Genomic DNA, 21145 nt, shown 5'->3' on the forward strand with positions numbered 1-21145 from the left:
TAAAAATTGAGTTGTTACGCCTCAAGGCGCGTGTTTAATTGGTTTAAACGCTCTGGTGTACCAATGTCATCCCACTGCCCTATATAGAGCTCAGTAGAGACTAAATGTTCATTTAGCTTTTCACGTAAAATAGGCCCTAAAGGGCGAATACCTTGCGTTAATCCTTTAAAAAAATCAGCCTGATACCGGCCAATCCCCGAAAAGGTATATTTTTGACTCTCGGCCGACAAATGGCTCAATGCAAAGTCGCCATCTGGGTTGTGTGGCGGGTTTTCTATAAGCACTATGTGCGCCTCACCGGGTTGTAAATGGAGTTGCATTAGCGCACTTACATCATAGTCGGTGTATACATCGCCATTTATTACAATGAACGAGTCGCCCAACAGCGGTAACGCTTCAATAATACCGCCGGCCGTTTCAAGGCCACCTTCAACTTCTTGGCTATAAAGTATATTTACGCCAAATTGACTGCCATCTTTAAAGTAGTCTTTTATTTTATCACCCTGCCACGCAAGGTTTATTACAATATCGGTGATGCCGGCTGCTTTAAGGTTATTTATATGGTGCTCAATAAGTGGTTTTTCTGCCACTTTTAACATTGGCTTTGGCATATTTTGCGTTAGCGGCATCATTCTTTGTCCGCGCCCTGCAGCTAAAATCATCGCTTTCATGAGCGCTCCTTTGCCAACTTTTCAGTCACTTTTGGCACTATGATATTTTTTGTCCACTCACTCAATGCTTTAAGCTCTGGATAATTTGCTGCTACTTCAATAATGTAATCAAGCGTCGGTAAAATATTATCTAAATAACCTGTTTTACCATCGCGTAAATACAATCGACAAAATATACCCGCAGCCTTTAAGTGGCGCTGTAATCCAGTTAAATCAAACCAATATTTAAACTCATCGAATGAAGTGTTAGCCAGTAAATTTTGAGCTGTAAATTCTTGATAAGCAAAATCAAGCAAACTTGTTAATTCTTGCTCTGGCAATTTAAAGTAGCAATCGCGTAGTAGCGATACTAAATCGTAGCAAAGCGGCCCGCGTACAGCATCTTGATAATCTATAATGGCCCACTGGCCGTCACTATTCATAATATTACGGCTATGGTAATCACGATGAACGGTAACCGTAGGTTGCTCAAGCATCGCCTTTATTAATAGCTCTGAACTTGCTTGCCACATTATTTTTTGTTCGGCACTGAGTGGCTCATTAATAAAGTCGCTTACTAACCACTGGCTAAATATATCAAGCTCTAGCTTTATAAAATCTTCGTTATACGCTTGCATAGCAGAAGCTGTGGGCGTTTTTGCCCACTGAGCACTTAAACTAATTAATGCTTGGTAATGCTCGGTGCGATTTGCATCATCAAGCATGTCAGCTAAGTGCGTACTGCCTAAATCACTGAGAATAAAAAAGCCCTGTTTCTCATCGCTTGCAATAATAGTGGGAAGTAAAAAACCTTGCTCAACAAACACCTGGTTTAGCGAAATGTAAGGTTCGTTATTCACTTTTTTTGGATCTGAGTCCATCACTATTAAATGTTTATTATCGTGATTTAAACGATAATAACGGCGAAAGCTAGCATCCCCCGTGATCGCGTTTAAAGTATGCGACTTGGCATTAAGGTGTGTGTTTATAAATTGTTGTAAATTCTCAAAGCGTGTCATTTTATTAGATATCTATTTTTATAGGTCAATTACTGTAATTGCCATTATTTTCCTTTATTATGTGTATATTATATTAAACACAAAGTATTAAGGTCGATAAATGAGCAAAACCTGGGGCATATTGATGCTAAGCGTAGTTAGCGCACCATCGCTTGCCGAAACTGAACTGGCACACAACCTTTGTGGCATTTCAATGCAAACCAGAGCTTGGCAACCACTTGAAGGCCTTAACCTTGGTGAAGTTGATATTCAAGCTGATGATGTTGAGCTGCTTGGCACTCAAAGCGCTGAATTTACCGGCAATGTTGATATTAACACCCTTAAGATGAGTTTGTCCGCACAAACTGCGTTGATAGACAAACAGCGTGGTTTATTAAATGCAACGGGGCCAATTACTTATCAAGACTACGTAAGTAAAGTAAACAGCACCGGATTAAATGCCGATTTAAATAATTCAGAAGTCAGTTTGTTAGGCGCCGACTACAGCTTAACCGAACAACAAGGTAAAGGCGGCGCTGAAAAGCTCACTGTTAATCAGTCTGGCTTATTACTCATGAATGCAAGCTTTACTACTTGCCCAAGTGACACACCAGCATGGGAAATTGAAGCTGACGAAATAAACCTTTCACGCGAAGAAGGCTGGGGAGAAACATATAACGCCGTATTACGTATTTTAGATACACCGGTTTTATATTTACCTTATTTTACATTCCCGCTGGATGAGCGTCGTAAATCGGGCTTGCTTACCCCGACTATTTCAAGCTCTGACAAATACGGTCTTGAAACAATTACGCCGTATTATTTAAATATTGCACCTAACTTTGATGCCACCATCACCCCTCGTTATATGTCTAACAAAGGGCTGCAATTACAAACAGAATTTAGATACCTAACAGAGCAACATGGAGGGTTAGTAGGGATTGAATACTTAAATAGTGATGATTCTGAGCCTGATTTGAACGAACGCTACATGTTTCATTGGCAACAGCAAAGCTACTTAGGTGAAAACTGGCGCGCAAACGTTGATATAACCAATGTGAGCGATGATAACTACATCACCGACTTAACTTCAAACTACGCAAGTAAAACCGATACTCAATTGTATCGTACTGGCTCACTTACGCATTTAGGTGATACATGGCGCACTGATATAAAAGTGCAAAACTTTGAAGTACTCGGCGATCACTTAGAGTCTTACACTGCAATACCACAAGTTAATTTTACGCAAACAGCACCTTGGCGTTTTGATAATTTTGACTTTAGTGTGTCGGGCGAGATTAGCCATTTTACTAATGATTCATCAGCAGTGGCCATAGACAGCGCAACTCGTGTACACGTAGAGCCAAAAGCACGCTACAACTACGCTACGCATGCGTGGTCATTTTTATCTGAAGTAAGCTTATTACAAACTAATTATAAGCAAAGCGGAAATTTAACCGGCACGCAATACAGTGATACCGTATCGCGTACTATCCCAAAAGTACGTTTGTACTCTCAGCTTAATTTTGAGCGTGACGCATCTTACTTTTTTGAAGATGGTATACAAACGCTTGAGCCGCAAATTCAGTATTTATATACACCTAATAAAGATCAATCAGACATTGGCTTGTTTGATACAACCAAGCTGCAAGATGATTATTATGGTTTATTTAGAGACGTGCGCTTTTCGGGTGTTGACCGTATAGCAGCTGCGAATCAGTTTACTTTAGGTGCGACAACGCGCTTATTTGATAAAAAACAAGAAGAAGTATTTAACTTTAGTGCAGGCCAAATATTTTATTTAAGTGACGATGCCAAGCCAACAGAGCAAGGCTTAAACTCAGACACTAATTATAATGCACTATTTGCAGCTCAAACCATGTTACATTGGCACCGCCGTTGGTACCTCGCTGGAGGTATTCAATATGATACAGATGGCAAGCAAATGGTACAGTCAAATGTAACGCTTGATTATAAAGGTGATAATAATCAGCTAGTACAATTGAACCATCGCTATGCAAATGATGTCTCAGGAAATACAATCGAGCAAGCAGGTGTATTTACAAGTATTCCTATTAGCGACGAATGGCAATTTATTGCGAGTTACCATCGAGATCTTGAAAACAACAGAAGTATCGAAGTATTGAGCGGATTACAGTATGAATCATGCTGTTGGGCTATCCAAATTACTGGCCATCGCCAAATTGAAACTGATTTAAATCAGTCAATAGGACAAGAACAAGCAACTTTTGATTCAGGTATTAGTTTGAATTTTGTATTAAAAGGACTTGGCAGTAAAAGCCGTTATGATGCACAAAAATTATTACAACAAGGTATTTTTGGCTATCGTAGACCGTATTTTCTTAGTAACTAGAGTACTATCAGCAAGAGTAGTAAAAAGAATATGAATTTAAAAAAATTATTAACATCAGCAGTTTTAAGTGCCAGCCTTTGTCAAAGTGTAATGGCTGCACCAGTAGAAATAGATAAAGTTATTGGCGTTGTAAACCAAGGCGTAATTTTAAAAAGCGAAGTAGACACCATAATTGATCGTGTTAAAAAGCAAGCACAAGAACAAGGCCAGCAATTACCAAAAGATGAAACACTTCGTGTACAAGCTGTAGAGCGTTTAGTTAATCAAGCGCTTATGATGCAAATGGCTGAGCGTATGGGGTTACAAATCTCAGACAGCCAACTCGATCAAACTCTCGCTAACATGGCAAAAGAGCAAGGCGGAACAATCGCCGACTTACGCCGCACTATTGAAGGTTCGGGCGAAAGCTTTCAAGCTTACCGTGAAGAAATTCGTAAAGAAATCACAACGCAGCAAGTAACACGTGCAAGCGTTGATCGTCGTATTTATATTAGCGAACAAGAAGTTGATAACCTTTTAAAAATTATGGAAACCCAAGGTCAAAGTGCTGAAGAGTACGACATTGGTCATATTTTAATAGATATCCCTAACGATGCGACAGCTGACGAAATTGCTGATGCAAAAACACGTGCAGATAAGGTTATTGAGCTATTAAACGATGGCCAAGAGTTTAAGCGTATTGCTATTTCATCATCAAGCGGCTCTAAAGCACTTGAAGGTGGACAACTTGGTTACATGGGCATTAACGAAATGCCATCGCTTTTTGCTGAAGCAGTAAAAGGGCAAAAGAAAGGCGCTATTGTTGGCCCACTTCGCTCTGGTGCTGGTTTTCATATCATAAAAGTACAAGACGTTCGTGGTCTACAAGTTGTAGAAACAACTGAAGTACGTTCACGCCATATACTTATTAAACCTTCAATTATTTTAAGTGAAGAAAAAGCACGCTCAATGCTTGCAGGCTTTGCAAAAGACTTACGTGCAGGAACAGCCGACTTTGGTGAACTTGCTAAAGAGTACTCAGAAGATCCTGGCTCTGCACTTAAAGGTGGCGAGTACGATTGGACAGATCCAACTACCTACGTACCTGCGTTTAAAGATACATTACTTTCTCTTAAAGAAAATGAAATAAGCGAACCGTTTAGAACACAGTTTGGTTGGCATATTGTGCAGTTACTTGGCAAACGTGTAGCTGATAAAACTGAACTAGCTAAACGTAACCGTGCTCACGGTATGTTGTTTAACCGTAAATTTAAGGAAGAAAGTTTTAACTGGCAGCAAGAAATGCGCGAGCAAGCTCACGTTGAAATTTTCCCTATAGACCAATAAATATGACTCTAAGAATTGCTATTACACCGGGAGAACCAGCCGGTATTGGCCCAGATTTGCTACTCACGCTTGCTCAGCAAGCGTGGGACGCTCAACTTATAGCGATTGCTGATGGCAAACTATTAAAAGAGCGTGCAAAGCATTTAGGCTTAACAATAAACTTAATTGAATTTGATGATAATGCCCCCGCCATAGCAGCTCCTGCGGGCAGTTTGTATATTCATCAGGTTGATTTAGGTGCGGATGTAGAGCTTGGCGTACTAAACGACGGTAACGGCCAATACGTGTTAGATACCTTGCGTATAGCAAGTGAAAAAAACATGGATGGCACGTTCGATGCGGTTGTTACGGGCCCTGTTCACAAAGGCATTATTAACAAAGCGGGCATTTCATTTAGCGGACACACTGAGTATTTTGCGCAGCAATCAAATACTGCAGATGTAGTTATGATGCTTGCAACTGAAGGTTTACGCGTTGCACTTGTAACCACGCATATTCCACTTGCGTATGTATCGCGTGCCATTACTCCTGAGCGCTTAACTAAAGTAGCGGGTATTTTAAATCACGACCTACAAACTAAGTTTGGGATAGAAAAACCACGTATTTTAGTGTGTGGCTTAAACCCACATGCAGGTGAAGATGGCCATTTAGGCCGTGAAGAAATAGAAACAATCACCCCAACGCTCGAAATACTTAGAAGTGAAGGGATGAATTTAATTGGCCCACTACCGGCCGATACCTTATTTCAACATAAATACCTATCTGAAGCAGATGCAGTACTTGCTATGTATCACGATCAGGGATTACCTGTGCTAAAATACAAAGGATTTGGTAAATCGGTAAATATTACCCTTGGCTTACCATTTATCCGCACCTCAGTTGACCACGGTACTGCTCTCGATTTAGCAGGGACTGGTACAGCTGACGTTGGCAGTTTTGAATTAGCGATCCGCGAAGCAATTAAGCTCGCCCAAGAAAAAGCACAAAATCAATGACCGATAAAGTACATTTAGGACACCGCGCTCGTAAGCGTTTTGGGCAAAACTTTTTATTTGATGAATCTATCATCGATAAAATAGTCTCTGCGATTGATCCTAAACCAGAAGACAACTTAGTAGAAATTGGCCCCGGCCTTGGCGCAATTACTGAGCCAGTAGCCGACTTAAGCGGCCATTTAACGGTTGTTGAATTAGATAAAGATTTAGCACAACGATTAATTGAACATCCATTTTTGGGTCCTAAATTAACCGTTAATCAAGGCGATGCAATGACGTTTGACTTTGCAAGCTTGGTTCGCGATGACAAAAAATTAAAAGTGTTTGGTAACTTACCTTACAATATTTCGACACCGTTATTGTTTCACCTTTTTGAATTTTCAGATCATATTGAGCACATGCACTTTATGCTTCAAAAAGAAGTAGTAAAACGCATGGTAGCAGGCCCAGGTAGTAAAACATTTGGCCGCTTAAGCGTAATGACTCAATACTACTGTAATGCAATGCCGGTTGTTGAAGTACCACCTGAGTGCTTTAAACCAGCGCCAAAAGTTGACTCTGCTGTTATTCGTTTAATACCTAAAAAGCCAGAGCAACGTACAGCAAAAAGCATTAAAATTTTAAACACCGTGTGTTTAGAAGCATTTAACCAGCGCCGTAAAACGCTACGTAATAGTTTAGGTAACTTACTTACCGCAGAAGAACTAACTAGCATTGGCATTGATATAACGCTGCGTGCTGAGCGCTTATCTTTACAACAATTTATTGATATAGCTAACTGGATTTATGACAACAAGCAGTAACATTGGATCGCCTGTAAAGGTATCTGTAGAAACATTTTACGTAGAAGGCCAATCTCAACCTGAGCTTGAAAAATATGTATTTGCTTACTCGGTAACAATTAAAAACCATAGTTTATGCAGTGCAAAATTACTGAGCCGCTATTGGTTAATTACCGACGCAAATGGCAAACAAGTAGAAGTTGAAGGCGAAGGCGTTGTTGGCGAAATGCCAGATATTGGCCCAGGCGAAAGCTATAAATACACCAGCGGTGCAATTTTAGATACACCTGTAGGCACTATGCAAGGCCATTACACGTTACGCAACGAGTTTGGTTCTGAGTTTCAGGCGCCTATTAATGTGTTTCGTTTGGCTTGCCCTAACATTTTGCATTAAGCACTTAGATGGCAGATTATGCGATAGGTGATTTACAAGGGTGTTTTAGTGAATTTAACACCCTTTTACAACGGGTTGATTTTAACCCAAGTAAAGATCACCTATATTTAGTTGGCGACATAGTTGCTCGCGGGCCAGACTCCCTAGCCTGCTTAGACTATATTTACCAACATCAAAATAGCATGACCATCACTTTAGGCAATCACGACCTTCACATGGTTGCCTGCTACTTTCTTAACAAACCCACTAATCCAAACGATAAATTACACTCAATATTTGAAAGCCCTAAATTGGCTAACTACATCGCTTTTTTACAAACCCAGCCATTGGCATTAGAGCTTATAAAACATAACTGCTTTATATCTCACGCGGGGTTAAATCCCGATTGGTCTGTTGAAGATGCGCTAAAACAAGCCCAATTTGCACAAAGCTGTTATCAATCAAGTAACGCAAAAGCGTTTTTTGAACACATGTATCAGCCTCACCCCGCTAAGTGGTCGAATACCCTTGATGACTTTGCAAAGTTTAGATACATAGTTAATTACTTTACCCGCATGCGTTTTTTAACAAGTGATAACACACTCGAGCTTAATGCAAAGGGTGCAATAACCGACAGCGAAACTCTCACTCCTTGGTTTAACCACCCCAATATAGCTAAATCTAAACACGATATTATTTTTGGCCACTGGGCCGCACTTGAAGGTAGAACAGGTAATTCACGGGTTCACGCCCTAGATACAGGCTGCGTATGGGGTAACACCATGAGCCTAATGGAGCTGAGTACTAAAAAAGTAATTGTAGAAAATTCCCACCTTTCGTCTAAATAAACTGAAAAAAAACAATACATCTGTTAGATTTATCAATTAATAGTTAAAATTAATTAAAGTAATTGATTTTAATTACTTAACTTATTGGTACAAACGCCGATAAGTCTTAATTGAAGTACTTTTTGAGTGGAAATCTTATGAACCTGACAGTAAGCCAGCGTATTTGGGGTGGTTTTATATTTATCACACTATTATTATTAATAATTGGTGGTAATTCCTTAATAAAAATTGCAAATATTGACCGTTCCACTCAAAAAGTGAACCAACTATCACTCCCAGCATTAAATAAAAGCTCTGAGCTACAAGCCGAATTTATTTTAATGAGTAAAGCCGCACAAGCGAGCTTTTACACTACATCAGCCAATGAGCTTGCACCAATAAAAGCACAGGTCTTTGAGCAAAAACAGCAATTCAACACGCTGCACCGTGAGCTTCAAGACGTAGTAAAAAACGATGCTGCACTTAATCAAAGCAGCCAAAACGTAGAAAAAACCTATTTAAGCTTTTTAAGCACCGTTGAAAATTTATTAGCAGATAAAGGCAAACAACTAGCATTAAATAAAGCATTAAAAGCACAATTAGAAAACATAGAACTAAGTGCAGAAGATGCTAACTCTGTTGTACTCGACATTATCGACATTGACGGATTTGAACAAAACCACCCTCGTGCTTATCAAGCTGCAAATAATTTAGAAAACAACTTTATGTCGGTAGTTAGTAACAGCACCGACATGCTAACTGTTAAAACGCTTAACACTCTCGATATTGTTAAGAACGAGCAAACGTATTACCTTGAAGAAGTAGTACGCACCGTTGATTTAATTAAGCCAGCAATAGAGCAAACGCATAGCGACTTATATTCAAGCCTAAAAGAATATGTTGATGTTTTAGAAAATAACATAAAGGGCAGTAACAGCTTAGCGGCAAACAAAAAACGTTTAATTGATTCAATTACGCTTACGCAATCAGAGCTTGCGCAGTCAGAGCAAGCCACCAAAATGGCACTTAACCAAATTGACGAGCTAGTTAATCAAGCGAGTGACGTTGCGTTTAAATTGCAACAAGGTGTGCGCAGCGATGTAGACTCAGCTAATTTATGGACGTGGGTTGGCATGGTTATAGCCACTCTTTTAGCAATTGTGATTGCCATTATTACTGTTAGCCGCATTACTAAACCACTTGCCGAAGTTAATCGCATTTTAGATATTGTTGCCAGTGGCGACATGACACAACGTTTAGACGACAGCGCTCAAGACGAGTTTGGCGAACTATCTAAAAGTTGTAATACACTAATTGACAGCCTACGTAGCCTAATTAAAGGTATTATTTCGCGCTCTACTCAGCTTGCAGCAGCATCAGAGCAAACATCGGCCATTACCTCAGAATCAAGCCAAGCAATTCGTAACCAGCAAGCACAAGTTGAACAAGCCGCAACTGCAACAACCGAAATGAGCAGTACATCGCAAACAGTTAGTAACAGCGCTCAACAGGCACTTAGCGAAATTAAAAATGCTGATAAAGAAGCTGAACGCGTTAAAGGTATTTCGAATAACAATAAAGCAACGATTGAACAACTAGCGCGTGAAGTAGACGACGCCTCACAAGTTATTAATAAACTGCATCAAGATAGCGCATCAATTGGCAGCATATTAGATGTAATACGCGGAATAGCGGATCAAACTAACCTACTTGCACTAAATGCCGCAATTGAAGCTGCGCGAGCTGGTGAATACGGCCGAGGCTTTGCTGTTGTAGCTGATGAAGTACGCTCTCTAGCGAGTAAAACTCAAGAGTCCACCCAAGAGATACAATCAATGATTGAGTCGCTACAAACAGGCGCTGAAGCTGCAGTAACGGCAATGAGCAAAGGTAAGCAACGCGCTGTATCGTGTGTTGAGCAAACCGACCTAGCAAGTAGCGCACTTGATTCGATTACATTTGCGGTTTCGCAAGCCCACGACGTAAGTGAAGAAATTTCGACTGCCGCACTTGAGCAACAGCAAGTAGCACAAGAAATTAGCGAACGCCTTGAGTCGATTGTAGCCATCGCAGAGCAAACAGCCGAAGGCGCAAACCAAACTAATATTTCAAGTTCAGAAGTAGCAAAACTTGCTGAAGAGCTTCGCTTGTCGGTAGACGAATTTAAAGTTTAGGTTTACTAAAACGATTAAAAAACCCCGATGGTACACAGTACCATCGGGTTTTTTGTTTATAAGACCTTTAGAAATGAGATGTAAAACCTCACCTATAATATACGCCCCTGTAGGTACGCATTTACTTCGCGCTCATCTAATTTAACTTTACCAAAGCGGGGTATAAAACCTCACCTACAACTTATATACACCAACTAATAACTACTAATATATCGCTTTTTTCTTCCTTACTTAGGCGTTTATTGCTAACCTCGCGTTAACGTTTTTACTTAAACAAATTTTTGCTAACGGAATAATTATGCTCAAAAAAATATCACTGTTTATAGGGATGGCAATCAGTGCAAGTGCTATTGCTAAAGGTGGCGTGTCTCCTTACTTACCTTTAAATCAAGCCCCAGAACTTGAGCACCAAGTACAACGACTTTTAGCCGTAAGTAAAAACACACATATTATGAGCAAGCCTTATAAAGCGCACGATATTTATAGAGTGCTGCAAACAGTAAGGCATACTTACCCAGAACTATATCAAACACTTTCGTACCAACTTAGTCCTTACATTCAAAGCGATGCGGGCACATTTGCAAAACTAGCGCTTGCTGCTGGCACAAAAGATAAAACACTGCCAAACCAACGCGGCCAAACCACTAAAACCAACTTAATTGTTGAAGGTGGCGCTTACGCTAACTTCGGGCGTTACTTTGGTGTAAGTGTTGCTGGCATAGCCAACGAAGATGAAATATTACCTACACAAAGCTTTTTTTACCTTGGTAATAAGTACGCGCAGTTAGATGTAGGTTACCGAGAGCATTGGTACTCACCTTTTAACGACAGCGCCATGCTATTAAGCACACAAGCTAAAACAACGCCTTCTATAACGCTTAGTAATGTAGAGCCAATAACCAGCTTTAATATTCGTTATGATATGTTTATTAGCAAAATGACCGAGCAACGTGGCATTTTAAAAGAAGGTCAACAAACAGGTGTTGATAGGGTTTATGAACCAGGTAAGCCCTATTTATTTGGTTTACACACGAGTTTTGCAGCAACTGATAATCTAACAATAGGCTTAAGTCGTTTAATGCAGTTCGGAGGCGGCCCTCGAACAGTTACCTTAAAAGACTTTGCAGAGGGTTTTTTTACTCCAGGGGCTAAAGACAATATAACAACTGATGATGCTAACGAACTTGGTGATGAATACGAGCTTGGGGATCAACTAGGATCCATAACATTCGCCTACAACAATAGTATTTATGCGCTACCGTTTGAGTTTTATGGCGAGATTGCGCTTGAAGATACATTGGGAGGCTCACGTAATAATGCCTACAGTTTTGGACTCTACTTACCTTTTATTGCTAATAACCATAGTCTACGTTTTGAGCACAGTAATTGGCAGCCTAGTTGGTATGGTAATCACTTATACTTAGACGGGAATCGTAATTCAGGCAATGTAATTGGCCACTGGGCGGGTGATGAACACGACTACAGCGACTACACTCCTGCTAAATCAATGAGCGTAAACTGGCATTGGCAATTGAGTAAAATAGAAAGTTTAAATACCACCATTCGCATGCTTGAAAATAAACGTGATGGTTATAAAACTAGTTATGAGTTACAAACAGCCTATACGCGGAAATTAAGTAAACCAATAATGGGTGCTAAAAGTTGGGGAGCTGAGCTGTATCAAGGAAAGGATGTATACGGGGAAGCATTTGCTAGGTTAGGTGTATTTGCCAATTTTTAACACCCTGTAGGGGCGAATTTATTTCGCGCTAATGTAATTTAACTTTACTAAAGCGAGGTATAAAACCTCACCTACAATATACACCCTATCGATGCGAATTTACTTCGCGCTCATGTGATTTAACTTTACCAAAAGCGAGGTATAAAACCTCACCTACAATACACACACCCTGTAGGCGCGAATTTACTTCGCGCTCATCTAAATTAACTTTATTAAAAGCAAAAAAAAGCACTGTCTTAAATTTAAAACAGTGTTTTAAATGACTTACAAATTGTAACCTTTATTTATAAAAGTCTTTATACCACTTAATAAGCTCACTCACGCCTTGCTTAACACCAACTTGCGCTTTATAGCCTGTTGCATTAAATAAATCTGTAGTATCAGCATAAGTTTTATAAACATCGCCAGCTTGCATTTCACGGAAGTTCTTTTTAGCTTCAGTACCTAGTTCAGCTTCAATGGCTTCAATAAACTTCATTAGGTTTATTGGGCTACCGTGGCCAATATTATAAACCGCATACGGAGCAGAGCTAGAAGCTGGTGAACCTGTTTCAACTTTCCAATCTGGGTTTGCAACAGGTATAACATCGGCAGCACGAACAACACCTTCGACTATGTCATCTATGTAAGTAAAGTCACGCCACATATCGCCATTGTTGTTTATATCAATAGTGTCGCCGGCAAGTATTTTTTTAGTAAAAATATATGGGGCCATATCTGGGCGACCCCATGGCCCATATACAGTAAAAAAGCGTAAGCCTGTTGTAGGTAAACTATATAAATGAGAATAGCTATGCGCCATTAGCTCATTCGCTTTTTTAGTTGCAGCATAAAACGACACTGGGTGATCAACACTATCGGTTGTTTCAAACGGTGTTTTTTCGTTTAAGCCATATACAGAGCTAGATGAAGCATAAACCAAGTGTTTAACTTTATTATTACGACACCCTTCAAGCACATTTAAGTGCCCTACTAAATTAGAGTCTGCATAAGCATCAGGGTTTTCTATTGAATACCTAACACCGGCTTGCGCCGCTAAATGTATTACTTTATCAAACTGCTGTGTTTTAAATAACTCGCTCATTGCTGGGCGTTCACTTATATCAAGCTTAATAAATGTAAACGCTTCATGGCTTTCAAACTGCGCTAAACGAGCTAGTTTTAAATTTACATCGTAATAATCGTTAAGGTTATCAATACCGACTACTACATGGCCAGCCGCTAATAATTTTTGGCATGTTGCCGCGCCAATAAAACCAGCAGCACCCGTTACTAAATATTTCATAATTTCCTAATCTTTAAGCTGATAAAGTTGAAAGTTGAAAGTTGAAAGTTGAAAGTTGAAGACTAAAAGCCTAATCCCAAGTTTCAATAGTTTTCATTAAGGCAGATATCATTTTTGATAACTGCCTAGACTCTTCTATTCAGGTCCGTACTTTTACCTCAATGCCTTTAACTTTTTAAAGCTATGCTTATTTGCTAACGCGCCAGCAAGCAAGGCGCCTACAACAATAACATCGCAATTATACGGCTGAGTCGTAGGCGTAAAGTTTGCGCACGCACGAAAAAAGCCTAAACGAGCCAGCAAGTAAGGTGCCTACAACAATAACATCGCAATTATACGGCTGAGTTGTAGGCGTGAAGCTTGCTCACGCACAAAAAAAACTAATTTCAACTATAAGCCTTTAACCTTTAGCCTTTAGCCTTTAGCCTTTAGCCTTTAGCCTTTAGCCTTTAGCCTTTAACCTTTAGCCTTTAGCCTTTAGCCTTTAACCTTTAACTTTTAGTCTTTAAACTTTGTTTATTAATCACTACCAAACAAATCGCGAGTATAAACTTTGTCAGCAATATCACTGAGCTCTTCAACCATACGGTTAGATACAACAACATCAGATATTTGCTTAAACTCATTTAAGTCTTTAATGACACGAGAATGATAAAACTCACTTTCTTCAAGCACGGGTTCGTAAACTACAACCTCAATACCTTTCGCTTTAATACGCTTCATTATGCCTTGTATAGCAGAGGCTCTAAAGTTATCAGACCCTGTTTTCATTACTAAACGATATACACCAACCACTTTAGGGCTACGCTTTATTATTGAGTCGGCAATAAAGTCTTTACGTGTAGTATTAGCATCAACAATCGCACCAATAATGTTGTTTGGTACATTTGCATAATTTGCACGTAATTGCTTAGTATCTTTTGGTAAGCAGTAGCCGCCATATCCAAACGATGGATTATTGTAATGATCACCTATGCGAGGGTCTAAGCTAACGCCCTGTATAATTTGCTTAGAGTTTAAGCCATGCGCTTCAGCGTAGCTGTCAAGCTCATTAAAGTAAGCTACACGCATTGCTAAATAAGTGTTTGAGAACAACTTAATAGCTTCGGCTTCAGTTGAGTCAGTAAAAAGTACTTCAATATCTTCTTTGATAGCGCCTTGCTTAAGTAAGCTTGCAAATACACTCGCGCGCTCACTTTGCTCACCAACAACAATACGCGATGGGTATAGGTTATCGTGTAGTGCTTTACCTTCACGTAAAAACTCTGGCGAAAATATTAAGTTACTAACGCCTAACGTCTCTTTAATACCTTGCGTAAAACCAACGGGTATAGTCGACTTAATAACCATAACTGCATTTGGGTTATGCGCTATCGCATCTTTAATTACCGCTTCTACAGAACTTGTATTAAAGTAATTGTTTTCTACATCGTAATCAGTGGGTGTAGCAATAATTACAAAATCAGCGTTTTTGTACGCTGCTACTTTGTCGGTAGTTGCTGTAAAGTTTAAGTCACTACGTGTTAAAAATTCACTAATTTCGGTATCAACAATTGGTGATTTTTTATCATTCAACAGTGCTATTTTGTGTTCGTCTATATCTAATGCGACCACTTCATTGTGTTGTGCTAGCAACATAGCGTTAGAAAGGCCTACATAGCCTGTACCGACCACAGCAATTTTCATATTAATCCTTTATATTTAAAAATATTTTTATTATTTTACCAGAGGGAGCAGAGAAAACGAAAAGTTATTATTTTCGTAAACATCCGAGCAACCACACCTAGCAGAGTGAATTCAATCAAGTGAAAATGCTCTCAGTTTTTTACTGTAGGTATTATGCACACAAAGACCCCTTAATGACTGGCAAAAATTGATTGGGCAGTAACAAACTAGTAGCTTATTTATTGACGTGTTTTGTAGGAAAAACAAGTTACCAACTTCAAAATTTTATAAATATCGGTCTAAATATAAGAGGCTGTAAAAGCACCTAAATTAGTCAAAGTGAAAAACAAAGCCATTCCTCATGAAGTCAATACCTCAATTTAGTTATGTAAGTTCTTTATCTAATAGTTCCCTCTATTAGAAGAAAACACTTCCCTCCCCGGCAGCCCTTATACAGTATAGGTTTTAGCACAATTTAGCTTTTATCATGAGACAGAAAAACGTCTGAATCTGGCTATTTGAGACACTTTCACCTCGCAAAAGTCTGAGATAAAAAGGTATAAAAATACACTTTTTAACTTACTCAAGCTTCTCGTAAATGGAAGTATTTTACATATAGTTTGATGTTCACCACGCGTTAGAGCCTTCACAGATTACATACAGGCCATCGCAGCACTTATCACTTTTCATGCCTTTTGCTAAGAAAAATTCACTTTATCTATTGATGAAGTAATCAAATATTATTAGAATATGTTTAAAATCTAATAACTTGTACTTTTATTGCGCAAGATACAAGGCACAGGAAGTGTAAGTTTTCTATTACTACAAAGGACGAAGTATGTTTAAAAAAGTAATGACCGTTGCGATGTTTGCTTCTACATTGACAGCGTGTAAATCAACCCCGCCCCCTGCTGAGGTTCAACTAACAAACATCCCTAGCGTTAGCTATAAGATGCCACTCGATCAATCAATTGACATAAGTTTTAACGCATACAATACATGTGTCTCCTCTGGTGATAGCGGTTGCGTGAAGTATGACAGCATAAAAACGGCTGAAGCGTCTGGCGACTTTTTAGTAGAAAAGCGAGTCCACAATGGAACTATAGGATCGGGTGCCGTATATACAATTAAAGAAAGCACTGAGCGTACAGCAGATGCTAATATAGTTACCTATCAGCCGGTAAAAATGACGCCTTATCAGCAAGGGTTTATACTCCCTTTTGCTGTGCCGAGTATCGATATAGCCGCTTACCTAAAAAACTCACAGTTTAAAACAAAATTTGAAATAAACTCTGAATACCCTTCTCAGTCAGTAAAAGCTAACTTTGATCGCCTAATGAAAAAAGCACATGGCAGATTCCGCATTTATGGTAGTAACTCTAAACTGGGTTTAGAGGATTACTATATGACGACAGTCGACGGTGCAGAAGTTGTTATGCTCGTGGAGTCTTTTCCTTATAGAAACGGCTCTAAAGTTGTCGTCAATGCTATAATTGAAACCAAAAAATCAGATAAAAACGTGATTGATGTCGCTGAAATTTTGAAAAGCGTAAAAGCAAAAGTCGCAGAAGTAACGAATGCTTAATAATGTGAACGATCCATCGTTGCCACTACGTGGCGAACAATAGGATCCGACAGCCTAGCTTTTAAGCTAGGCTGTTTTATCAGTCCATACAGCCATTAATATCGCTTTGATAACGATTTCCCGCTTCATTATTAGCTGTAACACCTGCCAATTACCTTACAAAAGAACACAGCGAGAGACAGCTAACCCTCACAGGCTTAGATACACTGAACTGCCTAAGCAATGGCGAGGGACTACATATATGCATATACATTAAAAGACGTACTGAGTTTGTAAATTCCATTTAGCGATGATGCTTTTAGACGTAATGTGCCTTAAGCACAAAGTATGCTCGCTTTTCATTGCAAGCAGAGGTTGGAGAGCACCAAGTCAAAGCGCTCTCATGAGACTCTCCCCATTTAAAAGTACATATCTTCCACAACTTTTAAATCACCATTAATTTCACCAACAATATAGCTACTATGCTTTTTAAAACTAACAACAAAACGTCCATCCTCTGCTTCTTTAGTATTCTCTACATCACAGTTCTGCATTTTTAAAAATGCTTTTAATCCTTTACCAAGCATTTTATGTGCTTGTTTATTTTCTTTAAGTATTTCAGCACTCACATACTTAGCCATGCTCCTCATATCACTATTTTTATCGGCAAGACAGGCTTTCTGAGCAACCTCAGTAGCTTCATCTTTTGATGATGAACAACCTGACAGAACGAGCACTGTTAATGTTGAAACGATTAACTTTTTCATATTCTTTATCCTTCCATTGGTACTGGTATTTATCTTCAATTTTGAAGATCTTAGTAGCAGCAAACGCCTCAAAAGAGACGCGTGTCATATCTACTTTTTTCTTGGAGATACATTCTGTCTGTGTAAAAGTGCAATCTACACTTTTAATAAACGATGTTAACTCCTCTGGGTTTTTGGTGCTTTTTCGAATTAACCTGTCATATGACTTTTTAGGCACTAAAGGTTGTAATTGCTCAAGCTCTTTATTATTAAATGTATTACATGCAAAAAGCGCGACTTCTGTTGGTGTCATTTATGCTATTGCTTTCGTATCTTCAATATCACTACATGCAACTGTAATCAGGCATAATGAAGATAAGCCTAATAATTTAATTTGCTTCATTGTATATTCCGTTAATATTGGCAGGTCGTTACTTTTATTAAAAGATCATAAAAATCAGTACGATAATAATAGCGAGCAATACCCATTTGAGCTTCTCTCGGTCTAAGTTTGGCTGCTTTTCACAAATAATGTCAGCAGCTTTATCAAGCAGAGCTTCAATTAGCGGTTTAACAATTTTATAAATATATTTAATAAAACGAATAGCTTTAAGTACGATGATACTTAATAAGTTTTTGCCTTTAGCAATAACAGTATTCTCTTTATTACTATTTCTATTTTCGTTAGCAGATGACAAAGGCGACTCACTAGCAGGTACATTCTGACCTAGCAAAGTGGCTTTAAGTAGCTTGTTTTCTCTGTAACGGGGTGAATAAATACAGCCCGCAATGCCTATAAATGAAATGACTAATAAAAAACTGGCCGGCGATATTATATCTTCGCCTTGGATATTTAAAGCGCCTACCACATCTTCAAATGAACGTGCGAAGTGCTTAAACTCAAAAGGACGTCCCCGCACCTCTCTGTATGTTTTTGCCATGTCATAAATATCGTATAGCTGAGATAAAAACCAACCTACAATTAAAATCACAAAGAGAAAGGAGACTGCTCTACCTGCTAAACGGCTAACCCCCGATGCGTAAATTAGTGTGCCTGCCACAGCTAAAATTATTAACAGTGTCGGTTCAGCGAGTGTATTGAGGCTAAAGTTTTCTGTTGACCAGCCTCCTAAATCAGCTAATGGCAGGTACGCGCCAATAATGAACATAACAAAAAAGGCGACCCCTAATTTGTTTAATAGTTTTAAGTGCGTGAATGTATTTCCTTGGGTAGCACTGTGGTGCTTTTCCATATTTATTCCTTTAATAATGGGTAACTATTTAGCAGCTAGTTGCAGTAGCCAAAAGCTTAGGCCTTACTTTACTTGGATCACTTTTGGTGCTTAATCCAATTATTTTTACCGCGATTGATCGGCCACATTCAGTTTCAAGTGATATGGTGCTTATTTGTTTAGGGTCTAATGAACTCCTAATAGTCGCTATTTTTCCTTTTGATTTTATTTCCACCGCTAATTGACTTGTACTTTTAGTGTAGCTAATAAACTTATCCGGCCCTGTTATATCAACTGCTGCGGCACCATTATCCGGCACATATAGGTTCACGACACTTTTCTGTGCTTGTTCTATAGTGACATTATATGGCCCTTGTAATTGGATAATATCTGGGATTTTTTCTGGGGTTTTAGCCAGGCTAGCATTTGATGTGATCAATAAGAGGGGGAGTAAAAAAAGTTTTTTCATATTATATTCCTTAATTATAAGTTAATTCTTCCTAGATCTATTTAAATCTTCAATGAAAATAGAACACCACATAAAATAACATTCATTAACATATGATTACAATAAATTTAAATATCAACCTCTATGAGGACTTTGATATTGCTCATTAAACATGTGATTTAATCAAATAGCAGGTTTTGTACTCTTACCAGCCACTACAGAGTATGCATAAAACCAAATTTTAGAGTGCTTTGAGGGGGTTCTACATTATGCTCCGCCCATCGGACGAGGAGTTAGGCAAGGTTTTGCAGAATTTAGCGCTTTCTGTTTTTAGAAACTTTTATTGAATCATTCCAGCTATCGGGTGGGTTCCTGGATTTTAACATCTTGAAAAAATCTTATAAGCATCATTTTTACTTTCGTATGCCCGCTTATTACTATCATTATTTACCAAGCATATACGATAACATTTGATTAAATATCGTATCGAAAAAACAATCTATATTACTGAAAGAATTTAGTTCTAAACACTATTTTTTATCACCTAGCGTTTTACCTCACGAGGAGCAGCCTTTGTAACATCTTGAGTAATTATAGTTATAACAAGTAACAATAGATACGCTATAGGGAGGCTGTCGCACAATCCATTTTCCCGTTACTAATGCGCCTAGTAAAAATACGCCCGCCATAAAAATGAGGGAAATAATTGATTGAATCGATGCTGCTAGATGTACTTCAGCAGGGTAATTTGTTGCAATTTATTATCATAAGCCCCATGGTGGGACACGTCAAAAGGAGTGACTATGATTTTTTCAAGTATCGCACGTCTATTTATTGTTCATCGAGTGCATTTCAACTTCCGGCCTAATTACCACTTTAGTAAACACCCCACCGTCGTTTTTTTAGCTAACGCCAAACCAATTAAATAAACCATATTTAAAACAAAACACACAACAATAAAGCTTTAGTCTGTACATATTAAATTTGTACTAAAAATTTTCAAAGTTATAGTTTAATATGAAGTTTAAAATATACTCATCAGGAGATAATTTATGAACGCAATACAAATAGCCACTTTATTAATTTTAGCTATGTCTGTAGTGGCTCTCGTCACTGGTTTATACGCTCTTAAAAATAGAAACAGATAGTGTTCTTTTATCTAATCAGCAATGTTTTCCAGCTTTGATAGCGTAAAAGTCGGCATACGTATTTTATGTCCCAAAACCGTATGTGATTCAGAATATTATTAATTACATTGCTATAGTATTTTGCTCAGGGCTTTGCGGGTTAGCTGCGCACGCTAAAGGTAGTTGTCATTAATTATAGTGAGTTACTAATGAGTTCGATACAAAATAGAAGTACAAGGCACGACTTTCTCAATGTCGTCACGCTTGGTAATTTAAATACACACTCAAACCCTATGGCTGAAATAGCCATAGTTAAAGTAGGCTTAACAACAGCCGGTTTGCGTACTTTTTCTACTTTAATACAATGGGAATTGGGTACTTTAGCAAAAGTGTTGGGCACAACTGAGCGTACTTTGTTATGTAACAAAGATAAGCCCTTAAATAAACAGATCAGTGAGAATGCGATAGAAGTGGCACGATTATCAAACTTTGGGATTGCATATTTCAGCAGTATCGATAATTGGAATATATGGTTAGACACACCCAATGTTCAGTTTGATAATCAACCCGCGCGAGCCATAATGAACAGTATCCGTGGCCGTGAATTAATACGCAGAGTCATTAGCGGGCTACAGCATGGATTTACAGCGTAATAGTCGTTTATCGGATAGGCCCTAAGCAATATAACAATCCCTGTAATTGTCTTTCAGTATTGAACGCCATAGTGCTAAACCCGTTGTCTTGCTGCTTATACCGTCTCTACACAACAATCGGGTATGCTTGAAAAGGCTTCGGTTTGTCATTTAAGCCGCATATATTCATACGTAAACCTAATTTC

Annotated in this window: 17 protein-coding genes; 10 read left to right on the top strand and 7 right to left on the bottom strand. The window is 38.7% G+C overall.

Translation table 11 applies throughout. The features are described 5' to 3' along the window. Window positions 1-14: 14 nt before the first annotated feature. Together murU and GQR53_RS09025 are read right to left on the bottom strand one after the other, a co-directional pair. Window positions 15-671 carry an N-acetylmuramate alpha-1-phosphate uridylyltransferase MurU gene (murU, locus tag GQR53_RS09020; protein ID WP_039485522.1) on the bottom strand — a complete coding sequence of 219 codons (657 nt, stop codon included), beginning with the start codon at window positions 669-671 and terminating at the stop codon, window positions 15-17. Next, the gene (locus GQR53_RS09025) at window positions 668-1669 is read right to left on the bottom strand and encodes a phosphotransferase (protein ID WP_165743709.1); all 1002 of its coding nucleotides are present in this window, start codon (window positions 1667-1669) and stop codon (window positions 668-670) included. Before GQR53_RS09025 ends, murU begins: the two co-directional genes overlap by 4 nt. Before the next feature lie 100 nt (window positions 1670-1769). Here GQR53_RS09025 and lptD point away from each other — a divergent pair, with 100 nt between their 5' ends. The 8 genes from lptD (at window position 1770) to GQR53_RS09065 (ending at window position 12240) form a co-directional block, all read left to right on the top strand. Next, entirely contained in the window at window positions 1770-4022 is a 2253-nt protein-coding gene (gene lptD, locus GQR53_RS09030; RefSeq protein WP_165743711.1) for an LPS assembly protein LptD, read from the top strand. Between the two features lie 30 nt (window positions 4023-4052). Then, window positions 4053-5348 (top strand): peptidylprolyl isomerase SurA, encoded by a 1296-nt coding sequence (gene surA, locus GQR53_RS09035; RefSeq protein ID WP_002960833.1) that lies wholly within the window; start codon window positions 4053-4055, stop codon window positions 5346-5348. 2 nt (window positions 5349-5350) lie between these two features. After that, window positions 5351-6343 carry a 4-hydroxythreonine-4-phosphate dehydrogenase PdxA gene (gene pdxA / locus GQR53_RS09040; protein ID WP_024589800.1) on the top strand — a complete coding sequence of 331 codons (993 nt, stop codon included), beginning with the start codon at window positions 5351-5353 and terminating at the stop codon, window positions 6341-6343. Then, on the top strand, window positions 6340-7146 hold the full coding sequence (gene rsmA, locus GQR53_RS09045) for a 16S rRNA (adenine(1518)-N(6)/adenine(1519)-N(6))-dimethyltransferase RsmA (protein WP_165743713.1): 807 nt from the start codon (window positions 6340-6342) through the stop codon (window positions 7144-7146). Before pdxA ends, rsmA begins: the two co-directional genes overlap by 4 nt. Next, a complete protein-coding gene (gene apaG, locus GQR53_RS09050) occupies window positions 7130-7519 on the top strand; it encodes a Co2+/Mg2+ efflux protein ApaG (protein ID WP_002960839.1) in 390 nt (129 codons plus the stop codon). The genes rsmA and apaG overlap by 17 nt, the downstream gene beginning before the upstream one ends. 8 nt (window positions 7520-7527) lie before the next feature. Further along, window positions 7528-8346, top strand: coding sequence for a symmetrical bis(5'-nucleosyl)-tetraphosphatase (locus GQR53_RS09055; RefSeq protein WP_165743714.1), 819 nt, complete (start codon window positions 7528-7530; stop codon window positions 8344-8346). 137 nt (window positions 8347-8483) lie between these two features. After that, complete coding sequence (locus GQR53_RS09060) at window positions 8484-10499, top strand: methyl-accepting chemotaxis protein (protein WP_165743715.1); 2016 nt, start codon at window positions 8484-8486, stop codon at window positions 10497-10499. 298 nt (window positions 10500-10797) lie between these two features. Further along, window positions 10798-12240, top strand: a complete 1443-nt coding sequence (locus GQR53_RS09065; protein ID WP_165743716.1) for a capsule assembly Wzi family protein — start codon at window positions 10798-10800, stop codon at window positions 12238-12240. Between the two features lie 280 nt (window positions 12241-12520). Here GQR53_RS09065 and GQR53_RS09070 read toward each other — a convergent pair whose 3' ends face one another. Together GQR53_RS09070 and GQR53_RS09075 are read right to left on the bottom strand one after the other, a co-directional pair. Continuing rightward, window positions 12521-13525: an NAD-dependent epimerase gene (locus GQR53_RS09070; protein WP_024606393.1), complete on the bottom strand. Its 1005-nt coding sequence runs from the start codon at window positions 13523-13525 to the stop codon at window positions 12521-12523. A 519-nt stretch (window positions 13526-14044) separates the two neighbouring features. Then, the gene (locus GQR53_RS09075; RefSeq protein ID WP_165743717.1) at window positions 14045-15211 is read right to left on the bottom strand and encodes a nucleotide sugar dehydrogenase; all 1167 of its coding nucleotides are present in this window, start codon (window positions 15209-15211) and stop codon (window positions 14045-14047) included. An 817-nt stretch (window positions 15212-16028) separates the two neighbouring features. Here GQR53_RS09075 and GQR53_RS09080 point away from each other — a divergent pair. After that, window positions 16029-16775 (top strand): hypothetical protein, encoded by a 747-nt coding sequence (locus tag GQR53_RS09080; protein WP_165743718.1) that lies wholly within the window; start codon window positions 16029-16031, stop codon window positions 16773-16775. Window positions 16776-17173: 398 nt separating this feature from the next. Here the strand turns inward: GQR53_RS09080 and GQR53_RS09085 are convergent, their stop codons facing one another. From GQR53_RS09085 to GQR53_RS09095, 3 genes are all read right to left on the bottom strand, one after another. Next, window positions 17174-17521: a hypothetical protein gene (locus GQR53_RS09085; protein ID WP_165743719.1), complete on the bottom strand. Its 348-nt coding sequence runs from the start codon at window positions 17519-17521 to the stop codon at window positions 17174-17176. A gap of 419 nt (window positions 17522-17940) precedes the next feature. Then, window positions 17941-18753, bottom strand: a complete 813-nt coding sequence (locus GQR53_RS09090) for a hypothetical protein (protein ID WP_165743720.1) — start codon at window positions 18751-18753, stop codon at window positions 17941-17943. A gap of 28 nt (window positions 18754-18781) precedes the next feature. Then, the gene (locus tag GQR53_RS09095; RefSeq protein ID WP_165743721.1) at window positions 18782-19201 is read right to left on the bottom strand and encodes a hypothetical protein; all 420 of its coding nucleotides are present in this window, start codon (window positions 19199-19201) and stop codon (window positions 18782-18784) included. Between the two features lie 1315 nt (window positions 19202-20516). Between GQR53_RS09095 and GQR53_RS09100 the strand changes: the two genes are divergently transcribed. Beyond that, on the top strand, window positions 20517-20960 hold the full coding sequence (locus GQR53_RS09100; protein WP_165743722.1) for an MbcA/ParS/Xre antitoxin family protein: 444 nt from the start codon (window positions 20517-20519) through the stop codon (window positions 20958-20960). Window positions 20961-21145 lie beyond the last annotated feature (185 nt).

Origin of the sequence: Pseudoalteromonas sp. Z9A6 (assembly GCF_011378805.1) — a bacterium.
GTDB classification, from domain to species: Bacteria; Pseudomonadota; Gammaproteobacteria; order Enterobacterales; family Alteromonadaceae; genus Pseudoalteromonas; species Pseudoalteromonas distincta.